This window comes from Amycolatopsis sp. NBC_01307 (assembly GCF_035975215.1).
Lineage (GTDB): Bacteria > Actinomycetota > Actinomycetes > Mycobacteriales > Pseudonocardiaceae > Amycolatopsis.
On the sequence record NZ_CP108403.1, the window covers coordinates 1,737,229 to 1,751,478 of the forward strand.

Annotated in this window: 19 protein-coding genes and 1 pseudogene; 13 read left to right on the forward strand and 7 right to left on the reverse strand. The window is 68.2% G+C overall.

The genetic code is table 11. From position 1 onward, the window contains the following. The first annotated feature begins 174 nt into the window (after positions 1-174). A complete protein-coding gene (locus OG439_RS07435) occupies positions 175-1,989 on the forward strand; it encodes an eCIS core domain-containing protein (protein WP_326948617.1) in 1,815 nt (604 codons plus the stop codon). Positions 1,990-2,039: 50 nt separating this feature from the next. Here the strand turns inward: OG439_RS07435 and OG439_RS07440 are convergent, their stop codons facing one another. Then, the gene (locus tag OG439_RS07440; RefSeq protein ID WP_326948618.1) at positions 2,040-2,339 is read right to left on the reverse strand and encodes a hypothetical protein; all 300 of its coding nucleotides are present in this window, start codon (positions 2,337-2,339) and stop codon (positions 2,040-2,042) included. A 48-nt stretch (positions 2,340-2,387) separates the two neighbouring features. Between OG439_RS07440 and OG439_RS07445 the strand changes: the two genes are divergently transcribed. Together OG439_RS07445 and OG439_RS07450 are read left to right on the forward strand one after the other, a co-directional pair. Then, positions 2,388-2,570 (forward strand): hypothetical protein, encoded by a 183-nt coding sequence (locus OG439_RS07445; RefSeq protein ID WP_326948619.1) that lies wholly within the window; start codon positions 2,388-2,390, stop codon positions 2,568-2,570. A gap of 379 nt (positions 2,571-2,949) precedes the next feature. Next, on the forward strand, positions 2,950-3,150 hold the full coding sequence (locus tag OG439_RS07450; protein WP_326948620.1) for a hypothetical protein: 201 nt from the start codon (positions 2,950-2,952) through the stop codon (positions 3,148-3,150). A 478-nt stretch (positions 3,151-3,628) separates the two neighbouring features. Here OG439_RS07450 and OG439_RS07455 read toward each other — a convergent pair whose 3' ends face one another. Beyond that, positions 3,629-4,195, reverse strand: a complete 567-nt coding sequence (locus OG439_RS07455) for a TetR/AcrR family transcriptional regulator (RefSeq protein ID WP_326948621.1) — start codon at positions 4,193-4,195, stop codon at positions 3,629-3,631. A gap of 94 nt (positions 4,196-4,289) precedes the next feature. On the opposite strand from OG439_RS07455, the gene OG439_RS07460 reads away from it, so the two are divergent. Together OG439_RS07460 and OG439_RS50020 are read left to right on the forward strand one after the other, a co-directional pair. After that, positions 4,290-5,408 (forward strand): zinc-binding alcohol dehydrogenase family protein, encoded by a 1,119-nt coding sequence (locus OG439_RS07460; protein WP_326948622.1) that lies wholly within the window; start codon positions 4,290-4,292, stop codon positions 5,406-5,408. Between the two features lie 403 nt (positions 5,409-5,811). Further along, on the forward strand, positions 5,812-6,114 hold the full coding sequence (locus tag OG439_RS50020) for a hypothetical protein (protein ID WP_442792324.1): 303 nt from the start codon (positions 5,812-5,814) through the stop codon (positions 6,112-6,114). 75 nt (positions 6,115-6,189) lie between these two features. Here OG439_RS50020 and OG439_RS07470 read toward each other — a convergent pair. Beyond that, positions 6,190-6,968: pseudogene (locus OG439_RS07470) on the reverse strand (transposase family protein). Between the two features lie 235 nt (positions 6,969-7,203). On the opposite strand from OG439_RS07470, the gene OG439_RS07475 reads away from it, so the two are divergent. The 5 genes from OG439_RS07475 to OG439_RS07495 all read left to right on the forward strand — a co-directional run bounded on the left by OG439_RS07475 (position 7,204) and on the right by OG439_RS07495 (position 9,781). Continuing rightward, on the forward strand, positions 7,204-7,605 hold the full coding sequence (locus tag OG439_RS07475) for an ATP-binding protein (RefSeq protein WP_326948623.1): 402 nt from the start codon (positions 7,204-7,206) through the stop codon (positions 7,603-7,605). A gap of 70 nt (positions 7,606-7,675) precedes the next feature. Beyond that, positions 7,676-7,882: a hypothetical protein gene (locus tag OG439_RS07480; RefSeq protein ID WP_326948624.1), complete on the forward strand. Its 207-nt coding sequence runs from the start codon at positions 7,676-7,678 to the stop codon at positions 7,880-7,882. 108 nt (positions 7,883-7,990) lie between these two features. Next, on the forward strand, positions 7,991-8,209 hold the full coding sequence (locus OG439_RS07485; protein ID WP_326948625.1) for a hypothetical protein: 219 nt from the start codon (positions 7,991-7,993) through the stop codon (positions 8,207-8,209). Positions 8,210-8,366: 157 nt separating this feature from the next. Then, entirely contained in the window at positions 8,367-8,540 is a 174-nt protein-coding gene (locus tag OG439_RS07490; RefSeq protein WP_326948626.1) for a hypothetical protein, read from the forward strand. Beyond that, positions 8,540-9,781: a hypothetical protein gene (locus OG439_RS07495; protein ID WP_326948627.1), complete on the forward strand. Its 1,242-nt coding sequence runs from the start codon at positions 8,540-8,542 to the stop codon at positions 9,779-9,781. Before OG439_RS07490 ends, OG439_RS07495 begins: the two co-directional genes overlap by 1 nt. Positions 9,782-9,825: 44 nt before the next feature. Here OG439_RS07495 and OG439_RS07500 read toward each other — a convergent pair whose 3' ends face one another. Both OG439_RS07500 and OG439_RS07505 read right to left on the reverse strand, forming a co-directional pair. Then, positions 9,826-9,978 carry a hypothetical protein gene (locus OG439_RS07500; RefSeq protein WP_326948628.1) on the reverse strand — a complete coding sequence of 51 codons (153 nt, stop codon included), beginning with the start codon at positions 9,976-9,978 and terminating at the stop codon, positions 9,826-9,828. Between the two features lie 370 nt (positions 9,979-10,348). Next, positions 10,349-10,783: a single-stranded DNA-binding protein gene (locus OG439_RS07505; protein ID WP_326951504.1), complete on the reverse strand. Its 435-nt coding sequence runs from the start codon at positions 10,781-10,783 to the stop codon at positions 10,349-10,351. Here OG439_RS07505 and OG439_RS07510 point away from each other — a divergent pair. Together OG439_RS07510 and OG439_RS07515 are read left to right on the forward strand one after the other, a co-directional pair. Then, positions 10,724-11,044 carry a hypothetical protein gene (locus OG439_RS07510; protein ID WP_326951825.1) on the forward strand — a complete coding sequence of 107 codons (321 nt, stop codon included), beginning with the start codon at positions 10,724-10,726 and terminating at the stop codon, positions 11,042-11,044. The genes OG439_RS07505 and OG439_RS07510 overlap by 60 nt on opposite strands. A gap of 283 nt (positions 11,045-11,327) precedes the next feature. Further along, complete coding sequence (locus OG439_RS07515; RefSeq protein WP_326948629.1) at positions 11,328-11,765, forward strand: MarR family winged helix-turn-helix transcriptional regulator; 438 nt, start codon at positions 11,328-11,330, stop codon at positions 11,763-11,765. A 21-nt stretch (positions 11,766-11,786) separates the two neighbouring features. Here the strand turns inward: OG439_RS07515 and OG439_RS07520 are convergent, their stop codons facing one another. Next, positions 11,787-12,947 (reverse strand): amidohydrolase family protein, encoded by a 1,161-nt coding sequence (locus tag OG439_RS07520; protein WP_326948630.1) that lies wholly within the window; start codon positions 12,945-12,947, stop codon positions 11,787-11,789. A gap of 143 nt (positions 12,948-13,090) precedes the next feature. Between OG439_RS07520 and OG439_RS07525 the strand changes: the two genes are divergently transcribed. Continuing rightward, complete coding sequence (locus tag OG439_RS07525) at positions 13,091-13,663, forward strand: nuclear transport factor 2 family protein (RefSeq protein ID WP_326948631.1); 573 nt, start codon at positions 13,091-13,093, stop codon at positions 13,661-13,663. A gap of 383 nt (positions 13,664-14,046) precedes the next feature. Here the strand turns inward: OG439_RS07525 and OG439_RS07530 are convergent, their stop codons facing one another. Further along, positions 14,047-14,247, reverse strand: coding sequence for a hypothetical protein (locus OG439_RS07530; protein ID WP_326948632.1), 201 nt, complete (start codon positions 14,245-14,247; stop codon positions 14,047-14,049). Between the last annotated feature and the right edge of the window lie 3 nt (positions 14,248-14,250).

A 14,250-nucleotide genomic window follows, 5' to 3' on the forward strand; every position in this document is an offset into this window, starting at 1 on the left:
AACGCCGCGCTTGCGCATCGCTGCCGCCGCGAATGCGGTAACGCCGCGACGACGGGTAGCGACATCAACCGGGGGTGCGCTTGGGGTGACGACGAGCACGGCGACACCTCCGCCATTAACTCGTTTCCCATCGATCGAGAGCAATCGCGCGCGACAACCGCAGAGGACGCCCACATGATCGAAACCGCACATGAATCGCACCGCACGCCGTCTGCCCCCGAGTGGTCGGCGGCACTGATTCGCAATTCACGAGGGAAGGGGCAACGACTCGACGCCGATGCGCGGCGTATTCTACAGCGGTTCTTCGGAAGAAATCTCTCCGCCGTCCGGGTCCACCTCGGTTCCGACGCCGACGACCTCGCCCGCAGTCTGGGCGCGCGGGCGGTCACCACGGGCACCGACATCTACTTCCGCTCCGGTGAGTACCGCCCCGACCTGCCGGCGGGCCTGGCTCTGCTCGCCCACGAGGTCACCCACGTGCTGCAGCAGGCCACGTTCGCGCGCGGTTGCGCGACGGTCCGGACCGGCGTGCTCGTCGGGGCCGTGGACGGCGCGCCGGAACGCGCGGCGCTGGCGGTCGAACGCCGGTTGCTCACCCAGCACGACCTCGTGTGCGCGTCGGCGCACCGCGCGGGCCAGGCGGACCGCGATCCGGTGACCGCCGGTCGCGCAGGCGGGCTGCTGCTGCAGTGCGGGATCGGTCTGGAGGTCGAGATCCCGATCCCCATCGACCGGTTGACCCCGGCCCAGCTGGTCCAGATCCAGGGCTGGGTGGCCGCGGGCACCCACGCCAACACCCTGGGTGCCACCCAGGCCAACGGCCGCGTGCCGTACGGCATCATCGCGAACGCGCCGGTGGTGGGCGTGGCTCCGGGAGCGGGCTACCGGATCGACGCAGACCACGACAACCGCGTCAAGTCCAACCCGGGCAACCCGCCGATCCGCGAGGGTGGGTACGACTCGATCCTGGAGATCGTCACCGAACCCCCCGTCGGCACCGCGGCCGCCTTCACCACCGTCATGAATCACGTGCAGGGCTTCATCGGCAACATCAACGCGAACACGAACAACCTGACCACCCGGTGGGTCAACGCCTTCCCGGGAGTCGCTCTACCCGGGGGACTGTTCGACATCAGCATCGGCCCGATGGACTTCACGGCGCAGGGCCACCCGCTGGCCGTCAAGCTGCCCCACCACAACCTCCAGGGCAGCGTGCAAGTCAACATCGACATCGACCTGCGCGAGTACCAGAGCCTCCTCAAGTGGTACGCCAACTCCAACTACGCCGCCAGCGCGAACGCCCCGGCCGCCGAACAACCGATGTACAGCCAGATCAAGGACGACATCCGGGACGCCGTCAACGCGGGCCGGACCATCACCGCGACCATCTCTGCCGCGCACACCGCCGCTCAGCGCGCCCAGGCCGGGAACTTCCGCGGCCTGCGCGGCTGGATCACCCACCTCGCTCTCTACCTGAAACGCGGCATGATCGGACCCGGTGTCCTGGGCGGCAGCGCGAAGAACCTCGTCCCCATTCTGGTGAAGAGCCCGAACAACGTGCTCACCACCTACGGGTTCACCGCCGCGGAAATGGCGTACTACACCGGGAACAAGAACGCGGTCCTGAACCAGATCATGGCCCAGCTGGGACGTCCCGCCATCGCCGGGCCGCTGGCGGGGATCCCGGTCTTCGCCGCCAACCCCGCGGGCTTGAACCTGAACCAGCTGGCCGACGAAGCCGCCGTCGGCGTGCCGCTGGCGGGCACCCCCGTCCTCAACCCGCCCAACCTCGGCGCCTGGCGCACGGGAAACGCCGCGGTGCAGGCCATCGCGCAGGTTCCGGGCGGGGCCAACTCCCGCGGCGGGCTGGTCGCTGAGTTCCGCAACTTCCCCGGTTTCTACAACGGTGTCGCCGCCTGGCGGACGCTCGGCCTGGACTTCCTGGCCCAGGCCACCACCCGCAACGCGCGCAACGGCATCGTGGCGTAGGCGGAACTCGCGAGTTCCGCGGACTGAGGGCCGGATTCTCCGCCCGGCCCTCAGTCCGCCGCGGTCGTCGCGGTAAAGGTCGCCGCCGGGCCGGCGCTCGTCGCCGTCACCGCGGCCATCGTGAACGCGTACGCCTTGGCCAGCTTCAGGGTGTCGACCACCCGGGTTATGCCCTTGACCGTCGGCTGGGTCACCAGGGCGTCCCGGCCGGTGACCGGGATGGTGCGGCTGTCGGACACGGTGATCAGGTGGCCCGGCACCGGGGTGTCGCCCGTGGCCGCCGGCGGGTTCCAGTGGATCGAGGCCGCGGTGGCGCTCGGCAGGGCATTGCGGCCTTTCGGGACGCGCATGCCAGGGGTTAGCGGATCCGCGGGGCAGCGACGGCTCGCTCGTAACGCATGCTGGAAGAATCCACCCTGATCGACGCGGGGTACCTGGACCGGCGAGCACTTCACGCGGCGTGGCAGGCCGCGAAAACGGCCGACACGATCCCCTCGATACTCTGCGACGCAATCGCCGTCGAACGTGGCGTCCAGACACTGCGCAACGCGGCACACCCCGCCACCGCAACGACAGGCTGAACGGACAAGGAACTCACTGAATCCAATCTCTTCTACCGCCATCCACGGCTGTACGACCAGGTGCAGGCAGACCCTCAGCACACAGCTGCGACAACCTGCGAAGAACTCGTCGACACTTTCGGGCCGGCCAACGCCCGAACACTCGTGGATTTTCGGCTGCGGGACCGGCCGTGACCTCGACCGCCTCGCGAAACGGTTCGACTGCATGGGAGTCGATGCGCTTCCCTCCATGGTCGACCACGCTGCCGTGAACGTCCGCACTTGGACATCCGCCACGGAGACGTCCCCTCCTCGCGGCTCGGGCGAACAGTCGATGTGATCACCCGCCCTGGGTAATCTGCTGTCCTACCTGCACGGCAACTCGGCGGCTGACGAGTTCATGACCGCGGTATCGGAAATTATCGATCTCGACCGGTTGGCGTTGTACCGGCACCTCGGACTGACCCGGCCGCGGACCACCCACCAGGAGCGTCACCGGAACGCGAAGCTGATGCTGCTGCTCCAGAACGAACCTACGGATCCAGGAGAACCCGAGGCTTCGCTGACCTATGCCCGCGAGGAGCCACCCGACAAGGCCTGACCGCCGACCGGTCGTCCGTCGACCTCCTTCGGCGACCGAGCCGGTCCGGCAAACCGGCCGTCATGAACCACACCGCTCGGGCATTCACGCGGCGGTGAGAGAAGCGTTCGAGCGGCGGCGCGGACGCCGATGCCATCGTGTGGTCGGTCCGGCCGACCAGGAGTGCGCAACGGTCGGCGAACCATTGAAAGGCGCCGTGCCGTCGGGCGTCCATCGAGGCCCCCATCTGCTCGGCCAGGCCAGACGTGCCCGTGGATGCTTGGGAATCGCATGCCCAGCAAGAAAGCACGAGATGTGTGTCTTGTTTGGCATCTAGCTGCGGTTATACGTTCCGCTGGACGTAGGACCCCTCGGAGACAGCTGGCGGCTGGACGCCTTTACCGGATCCGGGACCGGTGTTCACCTGGTTCGGTCAGGCTGTGCGCGCTCATCACGACCGCCGACATTGAAGCCCGGCGCGCAGGTGGCCGGCACCTTCTCAGGTGGGGTGGACGGCCTTGCGCAAGCAGGTCAACGATTCCTGCATCAGGGCATCAAATTCTGCGGTGGTGTCTTCGGTCCAGTCGTCGTAAGCGGCTGTGAACACCGTGACCGCTGCCTGTGCGGCGAACGCCGCCGTCCTGCTCGACTCGCGATGGGTGTCCAGGGCTCTGGTGATGGCCGCGGCGAGGGATGACATTTTGATCAGGTTACGTTCGTGCAACTCCGGCGAAGCGGCGATCACTTTGCGCCTGACGTCGGCGTACTCGACGTAGTTCGCCAGCAGGTCCGTGCCGGCGCGGGTCAGGGCCATGACGGCCGCGTCGATGGCGTCGAGGCCGTCATCGGCCTCGGCCAGGTACTGGACAACGCGGTCTTCAAAGGCCGGCGCGCCGGCGAAGAGGACTTCTCTCTTGTCGGTGAAGTGGTTGAAGAACGTCCGCCTGGTCACGCCCGCCTGCTCGGCGATCTCGGCCACCGTCACCTCGGTGTAGCCACGCTCGAGGAACAAGGTCATGGCCGCGTGCTGCAGACGCTCCTGCGCGTTCGGTTCCCACCGTCCCATGCCGTCCAGCGTACCCCAGTGATTGCACTTGGTGAAATGCTGTGGCACAGTGGTCATTGCACTTGATGCAATCATCGATAGAGGAGCGGTCCGCATGACCACCAACACCGCCGCCTGGATCAACGGCAGGCACGCTCGGCTCGAGGTGGGCCCCGCGCCCTACACCTCGCCGGGGACCGACCAGATCGTCATTCGCAACCAGGCCGTCGCCATCAACCCTCTGGACTGGATCATCCAGGCCGCGGGCAACCTGGCCTACCGCTGGCTTCGCTACCCGGCGGTGCTGGGCTCCGACGTCGCCGGCGAAGTCGTCGAAGTGGGCGAGAACGTCACCCGCTTCCGCGTGGGTGACCGGGTGCTTGCTCACGTGGTCGGTACTGACAAAGACGCCAACAATGCAGCTGAAGGTGCCTTCCAGCTCTATAGCGTCGCACTGGAGCGGATGGCCTGCCCGATCCCGGACGACCTTCCCGTCGACGAAGCCGCCGTGCTCCCGCTGGCCGTCTCGACCGCGGCGTGCGGGCTGTTCCAGACCGATCAGCTGGGCCTGCGCCATCCGTCGGTGAACGCCGAGCCCATCGACGAGACCGTCCTGGTGTGGGGTGGGTCGACCAGCGTCGGCAGCAACGCCATCCAGCTGGCGGTCGCGGCGGGCTACCGGGTCGTCACCACGGCCTCACCGCACAACTTCGACTACGTCACCTCGCTCGGGGCCGCACAGGTCTTCGACTACAACAGTCCCAGCGTCGTACCCGACATCAGCAAGGCCCTCCAGGGCCGCACACTCGCCGGCGCGCTCGCTGTCGGCACCACCTCTGCGGCCGCGTGCGTGCGCATCGCCGGCTCGTGCACCGGCCGGCGCTTCGTGTCGATGGCCAGCCCGGCGGTCTCCTTCGCCGGCCTCGCCCACGAGCACGGACGGCTCGAGCTCCCACGGCTGATCCTCAAGATCATCACTTCCAATGTGGCATTGCAGATCCGGTCCCGGTTCCAGAGGGTCGCCACGAAGTTCATCTTCGGCACGACGTTGAAGACCAACGACGTCAGCACGGCCATCTACCGTGATTTCCTGCCCGGCGCCCTCGCCGATGGCCGGTATGTCGCCGTGCCGAAGCCGTTGATCGTCGGGCACGGCGTTCACGACTTCCAGCACGCCATGGGCATCCAGCTGAAGGGCGTCTCGGCGGAGAAAGTCGTCGTCACTCTGTCTTGACGAGCCAGCCGGATTTTCTGGAATTCCCGTGAGGAAAGCCATCGGCGTTGGGTGAGGTCGACTGCACCTGTCGGCTACGCGTCACGCTCGTTCAGCACGTGTCGAAGCCGGGGGAGTGCAACACGAACGGATCACTCGACCTGGTGATGTCGATGTACTGAGGAGAAACGCTCATGCACACCGTCGATCTCGCCTACGTCGGGCGGGGCCTGCACGAGGAACATGATTCGGAACTGCCGTGGCGAGGCTCGTACCTGGTTGGCTCGGCGCGGAGCCAGTAGCCGCAGGCGCCTGCGAGAAACAACTCGGCACGTTCGGCAGCACCAGGACCCGCGCCGGCAATCTGACTGCCAGTACTGTGGGGTCTCTCCGAGCTTGACATGTCGATCTTGTAAGGCCCGGCCTGCCGCTCACCCTTGTCATCAACGGCGAAGCCGACGTCCTATGCGACGAAGGTGAGGCATGTGCCGCCAAGCTCTGCGGTGTACCCATGACCGCTACCCGCTACGACGGCATCATCCACGACTTCGTGATGCTGCACCCCCTCGCCGCCACACAGGCGGCCCGTGCCGCCACCGCGCAAGGCGCGGCGCACTATATCGATCTTGGGAGACTGGGAGGGCTCGAGGCCCCACTGGCGTCCCGAGCCCTCCCAGTTCGTCCAGAAGAGAACACGACGGTCTATCTCGATCTTGACGCCCCCTGAGTCGCGTCCATCCGCCTGCCGCCCACTAAGGGATGTCTCGTAACTGAGGGCGTGGTTGGTGGGGCTGGTGTTGTGTCAGGCTTCGAGGAGCACGTTGTGCAGGTGCGCGATTCCGGACACCGTGTCAGCGAGCGTGCTGGCGGCGCGGCGGTAGTCTCGGAGGATCTTGAAGTTCTTCATCCGGGCCAGGACGTGTTCGACGCGAGCGCGGACCTTGCGGTGGGTGGCGTTGAGATCCTCTTTCCAGTCCGGGAGCTCGCTGCCGTCGCGAGGTTTGCGGTAGGGCATGACGATCGCCGGGTTGCCTTGGTAGCCGCCATCGGCCATCACCGGCCGGTCGGTGAGTTGCTCGGCGATGCCCGAGTCGCGGTAGACGGTGCAGTCGTTGCTGCTGCCTGGCTGTGGGTCGCCGGTGGCGATGACCAGCCGGGTTTCGGCGTCGATCGCGACCTGCACGTTGGTCGAGTAGCGGTAGTTCTTCGACGGGGTCGCCAGTCGGTGATAGCGGGTCGGGACCAGGGTGCCGTCCACGATCGCGACCGCATCCACCCGGCGTGTGCGGGCCGGGGCCAGGGCCAGCAGCGGCCGATCGTGTCGATCACCCGGTGCGCCGCGGAATGCGACACCCCGAACAGCGGCCCGATCTGGCGCATCGTCAGATTCGTCCGCCAGTACGTCGCGACCAGCAACACCCGGTCTGCCAGCGGCAACGCCCACTGCCGGCCCGGGCGGCCGTCCGCGATCTCGTCCCCGCCTCGCTTCGCGACCAGCCGCACGAGCTTGCGGAACTGGCCTGGTTCCAGCCCGGTGAACGGGGCAATCCACTCCGGCCGCGACGCTGTGATCACCTGCACCACAACAACATGATCAACTATCGCCCCAGTCAGCCCGACACCGGGTTACGAGACATCCCTTAGGCCGGAGCCAATACGACTCGCGACCGAACACGGCCGCCTCCGAACGTGTACCAGCCGTTCCCACCTGCCCAGGTATCGCGCACGTTTGGTTCACCCAGCTGTCCGGGTACGGGAATGGTGGTGAGCTGAGAGTGAGGTCCTCGTGCCGGTGCCCGACGCCGAGGACGAATCGGTGCCCAAGTTCCCTGCCCGGTTGATGCGGGAGGTCACGGCGGTGGCCGCGCACGCGGCGATGATGCGTGACGTCCTGGCCGACTGGGCCACCAGCTGGGGCCTGACCGCCGACCTCGTGCGAGACCTGCGGCTGGCGGTCTACGAGGCGATGGCGAATGTCGTCGCGCACGCCTACCCGCGCCACACGATCGGCCTGATGACCGTCATCGCGACCCGCGACGAATCCGGCGAGGTCGCGGTCACGGTCAGCGACATCGGCTGCTGGCGAAAGGACAAAGACCCCGGCCGCGACGGCGGCCGGGGGATCCCGATCATCCGCGCGGTCGCTCCGCAGGCCAGCGTCACGAGCACCGGCGGCGGCACCACCGTCCGAATGGTTTGGCCCGGACCGCTCGCCTGACCGATGTCACCTGGCGGCATCGATCAAGGAGCCCGGCCACCGTAGGCTGTGTCGAGCACTCAGACGGGGAATGCACGAGTCTCACACTGAGCGCGCGCTCCGGTCGGCGGGCAGGGACTCACGGCACGACCGGCCTGACGCGCCGGACGACGATCTGGCCGCACTGTTCGGCCGGCTGCCGATGGTCTTCGCGGTGCTGTCGGGACCGCGGCACCTGGTGGAGACCGCGAACCCGTCCTTCCGCGCCACCGTCGGCATGACCGCCGGGTACATCTGAGCGCCGATCGAGACGGTCCTTCCGGAACTCGCTGACCAAGGATTTCTCGCGCTGCTGGACGAGGTCTACCGATCGGGCACGCCCTACACCGCCCGCGACGCCCGGATCGTGCTCGGAACCGGGCAGACGACGCGGGAGACCTTCTTCGACTTCACCTACGACCCGCGCCGCGACAGGACCGGCAACGTCGTAGGGATCACCGTGCTCGGGGTGGAGACCACCGACCTCAAGCACGCGCAGCGGGTGAGCGCCGAGCACCGGGCCCTGCTGGAACAGGTCGTCACCGACGCCCGCTGTGGCAGGTGCTCGACACCATGGTCCGGGTGATCGAAGGCCAGTCCGAGGACGCGCGCTCGTTCGAAACCGGAGATTCGCTCCGCCTGGGCGGTGGTCACGGCGTGGCGCGGCCGGGGGCAGACCCCGGCGGATCGTAAGGTCACCCGGACTTGCCCGCCAACGCGTTTTCCCGCCGTAGAGTGCTGGCATGCGTGCGCTGTTCAGCAGTCTGGTGCCGGCCGACCACACCTACCCGCTGATCCTCCTTGCGGCCGTCGCCGGGAATGAGGTGCGTTTCGCTGCCAGTGAGGGGGTGTACGCGCGCACGCCCTCGCCGGGCGAAGTTGCCCGCATCATGACCGGCTACGCCCCGGGTCGTTGATGTTCGCCGACAGCGAGTACAGCCGGGTCCTCGATGAACTGCTCCCCGAACTCGAGTTGTCGCTGAGCAAGCGTGAAGATGCCGAAGCGGTGCTGGAGCGGCTCCGCGTCTACTACGCGGGGTTGCCCGCGCCCGGCCAGGAGCTGCGGCCGGAACCGGGCCGGGTCGCCGTCATCGCCCTCGATCCCTGGCGCGACTGGTCCGCCGAGGTCAAGAGCGCGGTGCTGGTCGCGGACCTGGTGATCTGCGACGACCCGCTGCTGTACGTGCAGGACCACATCAAGCGGTTCGCCCACTTCTACCGGCGGACCTTCGGCAAGCGGACCGGCACCCGGCTGCTGGCCCACCTGGCTACCCAGCTCGAGCGGATGTGGGACGTGCTGCCGCTGGTACGGGCCGGGCTCGTCGTGTTCCGGCCGCTGCGCATGGCGGCCGAGGAGACCGTGACTGCGGTGGAGCGCGCGGTCACCGACCACCTCGGCGACCACCTGGAAATGCTCGGCTGCGACGTGCACAGCTATCCGCAGTGGGTCGAGTACCGGCTGCCGTTGCTGGCCGAGCAGGCGAAGATCGAGCTGGACCGTGAGCTGTGGACGGAGTTCGGCATGGGTCCTGCCGAGATAGCCCGCTTCACCGTCGAGCCGCGCCTGACCCTGCAGTCCCTGACCACGTGGAACGGGCTGCTGCACGCGGAAGCGGTCGACGGGACGTTCTGGAGCACGTCCGACGCGTACTGGCGGCTGGCCCGGGACGCGATGAACGGCCTGCATCCCGGGACGAGGCTGCTGTCCTTCGTCGACACCTTCACCCGGCCGGTCCTGGAACAGTTGCCGACGCCGGCCCTGCTCACGATCCGGGGTAACGACGACGCGTTCGACGCCTTCCGGCGGCACCTCGCCCTGACCGAAGACCTGATCGGCTCCGATCCGGACGATGAGCAGTTCCCCGCAGACGTCGCCCGGGTCTTCGACGAGGTGTTCCGGCCGAACATCCGCGTCATCGAGAAAGCCATGCGGCGCAACACTCTGCTGCGTGACCTGCCTTTCGTCCTGGCTACGGCCGGCTTCGCCGTCGCCGGCGGGATGGCCGGCGCCGCACCACCCGCGGCGACGATCTTCGGTGCCCTCTCCAGCCTCCTCGGCTTCGGCCCGGCCGTCCGTGACGGCCTGCGCCGGGAAGCCAAGGTGAACCAGGAGCCGGCGTTCGTGTTCTGGAAGCTCGGCGTGCCCGGAACGCCCTGAAACGTGATCTCGGCCGTCCTCGCCGGACGTCGTCGGCGGGTGGCTCAGTAGCTGAGCCCGCGGTGGGCGCTTTCGCCGTAACCACGACCCTGGCCGTCGACCAGTTCCTCCTCCAACTCGGTTCGCTGCGCGTCGCGCAGTGATTCGCGGGTCAGCATCACGTCCGATGCAGCGTCTTCGGGATCGGGTGTGATCATCAAATGCCTCCATTGCCGGGTGATGTCACGCCAGGCGTCGGCCCGAAGGTCGTTGCCGGCGGATTGGGTAGCCGAGCGGGGAGGCAACGTCGGCGGCGGTGATTCCGTACGTTTCACGATACGCCGCGGCCAGCCCGATGACCTGGTCCCATTGTCGCGCAAGCGCGGCATCGTCGGGGCGGGCACCGAGCGGCGCGAGCCAGCCCCACCGCTCATCGGTCACCGGGGCGTCGGGCAGGTGCGTGGTGACGATCTGCTGCCAGCGGCTGATCTGCTCATCGGTCGCGTGCGCGATCCGAGCGGGCGCATCGTGGGTTCCGACGTGCTCGCTGTCCGGCCGGCGGGGAAGGCCGGCGGGACAACGGGTTCATCAGAAGGGCGGCTTGTCGCCGGCTCCGGCCCCGGCGCCCGCGCCGACCAGTTCCTGATCGCCGGCCGGACCCCACGGGTCGTCGGCCGGGCCTGCGGGTGTGCTGGTGATCAGGTCCGGGTTCACCGTTGAGGGCGCGTTCTTCGCGTTCTTGGTGACAGTGGTGGTGGCGTAGCGCAGCGACGGGCCGATCTCGTCGACATCCAGCTCGACCACCGTGCGGCTCTCGCCTTCCTTGGTCTGGAACGAGCGCTGCTTGAGGCCCTGGACGACGCCGCGGGCGCCGCGGGCCAGGGACTCGGCGACGTTCTCGGCCGCCTGCCGCCAGATCGTGCAGCGCACAGCACGGCGCTGAACGACCGTGACGCGGTCCTGATGACGAGGTTCACCACCCGCGACAGCTACTACTACGCGGGCATCGCGTCCTGGGGCCAGAAGTACGCGATCGGCGTCGTGGACGCCGGGGTCGACACGAAGCTGGCGGGTACCGGCGCGGCGGCGGACATCAAGCCGGAAGAGACGCACGTACTGCGCTTCGCAGTCCAAGGCTCGAAGCTGACCCTCTACGACGGCGGCCGGGAAGTACTGTCGGTGGTGGACCCGACGCTGGTCCCGACGGAGAGCTTCGTAGGCCTGCAGAGTTCGACGGCGACGGGGAAGACCTCGTTCGGGAACGTGTCCGTGCACGCGTTGTGAGTCGACCTGCCGATCAGCGGAGCCGGACGCCCCACGGCGACATTCCGATGGATCTTGAACCCGAGTGCAACAGATCGCCGGGCTGAGGGTCTCGTGAGAGGTGTGCGGTTCGAAGAGTTCTCACGCTGGGTTGTGGCCGGCCAGGTCCGCAGGCCCCGGACCATCGGGGACGGTGATCTCCTGGCCGAGACGGTCGATCCGGCAAGCGGGCTTGGGAGCGCCGCCTGAGGGATCGGACGAGCTTCTCCAGGCCCGAGTACATGTGTTGTTATATCGTGTCAGGATGCTGGCTGATCAGGACGTGCCCAGCGGTGTCGATATCGCGATGCAGCTGCGGCGAGCGCAGCTGCGCAAGCAGATGGCCTGCGAAACCGCGCTCGCCGAGGTCGGGGTGACGTTGCCGCAGTGGGGCATGCTGTACGCCGTCGCGGCCGAGCCGGATTCCTCGACCCATGCGCTGGCCCTGTTCATCGGCCAGTCCGATCAGTCCGCGGGCGCGGTGGTGGCCCGTCTGGAACAGCGCGGGTTGCTCGAACGCCGGCCGGGCGTCGGCAAGGCGATCCTGCACCGCCTCACTGCTGAGGGCGAGGAGCTCGTGCGGCGCTGCGACACGATCGTCGAGCAGGTGATGACCCAGCTGCTCGACGGTTTGCCCGATCGGAGCCGCCGGGCATTGCAGATCTCGTTGCAGTCGATCGCTGAGGCCGCACTCCCGACGTGAGCAGGCCGGGCACCGGGGATCTCATTGAACTGCCCGGGTGCCGCTGCGCCACACGTCCCTGATCGACAGGGTGTCGCTGATCCTGCTGGTGGGATCGCCGTCGACCAGCAGCAGATCGGCGCGCGCGCCCGGGGTGATCCGGCCGCGGTCGTGCAGGCCGAATGTGGTCGCGGGCACGCTGGTGGCGGCCCGCAGCGCCTCGGTCGGAGTGAGCCCGGCCCGCACGAGCAGCTGCAGTTCGCCGTGCAAGCTCGCCCCGTGTGCCATGCCCAGGGCGCCGAAGTGGTGGTTGGCATCCGACCCGGCCAGGATCGGTACACCCGCCTCGTGCATCGCCTTCACCGCGGCCAGTGCGTCGTCGAAATTGCCGGCCGGGAGCGTGTTGAATTCACGGCTGAGGTTGTCCGTCCAGGGCTGCGGCAGGCGACCGGTGACCCGGCTGTCGCCCGCCAGGACGGCGCCGAGGTGCCGGCCGGTGAGTGAGGCCAGCAGGTTCAGTGTCGGCGTCAGGAACGCGCCTCCCGCACGGAACGCCTCGATCAGCTCGGGCGTGGCCGGGCCGTCGATGAACAGGTGCGCGAATCCGTCGACCCCGGCGGCCAGCGCCTGCCAGGTCGCATCGAGGGTCAGAGCGTGGGCGATCACCATGCGGTCGCGGTCATGCGCGGCGGCCACTGCCGCCTTGACGATGCGCTCCTCGACGACAGGGACGGTCTTGCCGAGGGTTTTGCCGCTCTCGATGAGCACCTTGATGTAGTCGGCGCCTTCGGCGATCCGCTCGTCGACGAAACGCGCGGCGTCTTCGGGCCGGGTGACCGTCGGCAGCTCCGGATCGTTCAGGCCGCCGTGGAGCTGGGTGGGGTGCCCGCCGGGTGCGGTCAGTCCCACTGAGGACGAGCGGACGTCTGCGATGTCGGTTCGTTCGGCGGCGGCGCGACGAACCGGGTGCATCGTGTGCGGGAAGGAAAACAGGTCGAACTCGGTGGTCACGCCGAATCGGAGGGCTTGGCCGAGTGTCTCCACGTCGGCGTGGGTGTGGGCGTCGATCAGGCCGGGGAGCAGGGTGGCGCCGTTGCCGTCGACCCGCTCGGCCGTCGCGGGGGCCGCCGCGCCGACCGCGACGATCCGTGTTCCCTCGACTTCCACGGTGCGCACGCCGATCGGCTGCTCGCCGTCGAACACCCGGGCACCTTCGATGACATATCGTGTCATGAATCCTCCTGTATACGTGTTCGTATATACTAACTCATGGATGAGGCGGTACGACTTCGTTCCGAGCAGAGGAAGGTGTGCAGCTACCCATGTCCGACAATGAAGCAGACGTGATGAGCGTGCTGGACCTGATCGCCCACGAGCGGCAGGCGCGTGACCGGGGCTGGTGGTCCCGCCTCGAGCGGTGCTACACGCCGGAGGCGACCATCCGGACAAGCTGGTTCGACGGCACTGCGGTGGAGTACATCGAGGTGTCCAAGAGAGTGTTCGACCACACCCCGTCCACCCATCGCCTCGGACTGCCCGTCGTCGACATCAACGGCGCCCGCGCGATCGCCGAGGTGCCGGTGACGATCGAGATGCGCGGCACCTTCCGCGGCGTCGAGACCGACCTCGTCGCGTACCTGCGGATGCTGCACCGCGCCGAAAGGGGAGCCGGTGGCTGGCGGCTGGCCGCGTCGGTCGCGATCTTCGACCACGACACGATGACCTCCGCTGTCCCCGGCATTGCCCTGACGCTGAATCCGGGCGACCTTCAGGGCACGCGGCCGTCCTATCGCATGTTGAGCCTGTGGATGACTGAGCGCGGGTACACGGTCCCGGCCGATCGCCACGGCGTCGACCGGCCCACCGACCTCACCGCGCTGTATGACGACGCCTACGCGTGGGCCGGCCTGCCGCGCTGACCAGGCCCGTCAAGAAGGTGAGGCGTCGACCAACCTCGCGGCGGCTTGACACGACATAGCAGGCCGGGGGCGCCATCAGGTGACGTCCCCGGCCGGTCTCATCCGCCTGGCCGTGAACCGGTCTGCAGGTGACCGGGACAGGCGTGCGATGGGTGACGGGGCTGGTTCACCCCGGGTATCGGGCCGTGCTTCAGGGACGCACCGCCTGGCCGGGGTGTGCTGACGTTCGGGCGATCCACGACCCGTCAAGCCGGGCGTGCCCACCGCCGGGGATGCCCTCCGCCGTCACCCAGGACGTCTCCGAGCAGGTACGGGCTGGCTCGCCGCGCGACACCACGCCGAGCCTTCCGGCAGTCAGCGCGACCGGTGTGGGGAAGCGAGCGTCAGGCATGGTCGGCCGGAGGCTCGCCGAGCAGCGCGCGGCGAGCCTCGGCGCTGGTCTTCTGGACCAGGTCGCGGACCGTCGACGGCGGGACAGCGTGGCCGAGCATGCTCGTGAGCAGTCGTGTCAGGGGCTGTTCGGGGTCGGTGTTCTCGAGTGCGATCCGCGCGCTGGTGCCGTCGCCGCGCTGGTAGGCGCGCATCGC

What these genes read in the sequence shown, in the direction of transcription:
- OG439_RS07435 (WP_326948617.1), top strand. Translation starts at nt 175, where the DNA reads ATGATCGAAACCGCACATGAATCGCACCGCACGCCGTCTGCCCCCGAG.
- OG439_RS07440 (WP_326948618.1), bottom strand. Translation starts at nt 2,339, where the DNA reads ATGCGCGTCCCGAAAGGCCGCAATGCCCTGCCGAGCGCCACCGCGGCC.
- OG439_RS07445 (WP_326948619.1), top strand. Translation starts at nt 2,388, where the DNA reads ATGCTGGAAGAATCCACCCTGATCGACGCGGGGTACCTGGACCGGCGA.
- OG439_RS07450 (WP_326948620.1), top strand. Translation starts at nt 2,950, where the DNA reads ATGACCGCGGTATCGGAAATTATCGATCTCGACCGGTTGGCGTTGTAC.
- OG439_RS07455 (WP_326948621.1), bottom strand. Translation starts at nt 4,195, where the DNA reads ATGGGACGGTGGGAACCGAACGCGCAGGAGCGTCTGCAGCACGCGGCC.
- OG439_RS07460 (WP_326948622.1), top strand. Translation starts at nt 4,290, where the DNA reads ATGACCACCAACACCGCCGCCTGGATCAACGGCAGGCACGCTCGGCTC.
- OG439_RS07480 (WP_326948624.1), top strand. Translation starts at nt 7,676, where the DNA reads ATGCACGAGTCTCACACTGAGCGCGCGCTCCGGTCGGCGGGCAGGGAC.
- OG439_RS07490 (WP_326948626.1), top strand. Translation starts at nt 8,367, where the DNA reads ATGCGTGCGCTGTTCAGCAGTCTGGTGCCGGCCGACCACACCTACCCG.
- OG439_RS07495 (WP_326948627.1), top strand. Translation starts at nt 8,540, where the DNA reads ATGTTCGCCGACAGCGAGTACAGCCGGGTCCTCGATGAACTGCTCCCC.
- OG439_RS07500 (WP_326948628.1), bottom strand. Translation starts at nt 9,978, where the DNA reads ATGATCACACCCGATCCCGAAGACGCTGCATCGGACGTGATGCTGACC.
- OG439_RS07510 (WP_326951825.1), top strand. Translation starts at nt 10,724, where the DNA reads ATGACGAGGTTCACCACCCGCGACAGCTACTACTACGCGGGCATCGCG.
- OG439_RS07515 (WP_326948629.1), top strand. Translation starts at nt 11,328, where the DNA reads ATGCTGGCTGATCAGGACGTGCCCAGCGGTGTCGATATCGCGATGCAG.
- OG439_RS07525 (WP_326948631.1), top strand. Translation starts at nt 13,091, where the DNA reads ATGAGCGTGCTGGACCTGATCGCCCACGAGCGGCAGGCGCGTGACCGG.
- OG439_RS07530 (WP_326948632.1), bottom strand. Translation starts at nt 14,247, where the DNA reads ATGCGCGCCTACCAGCGCGGCGACGGCACCAGCGCGCGGATCGCACTC.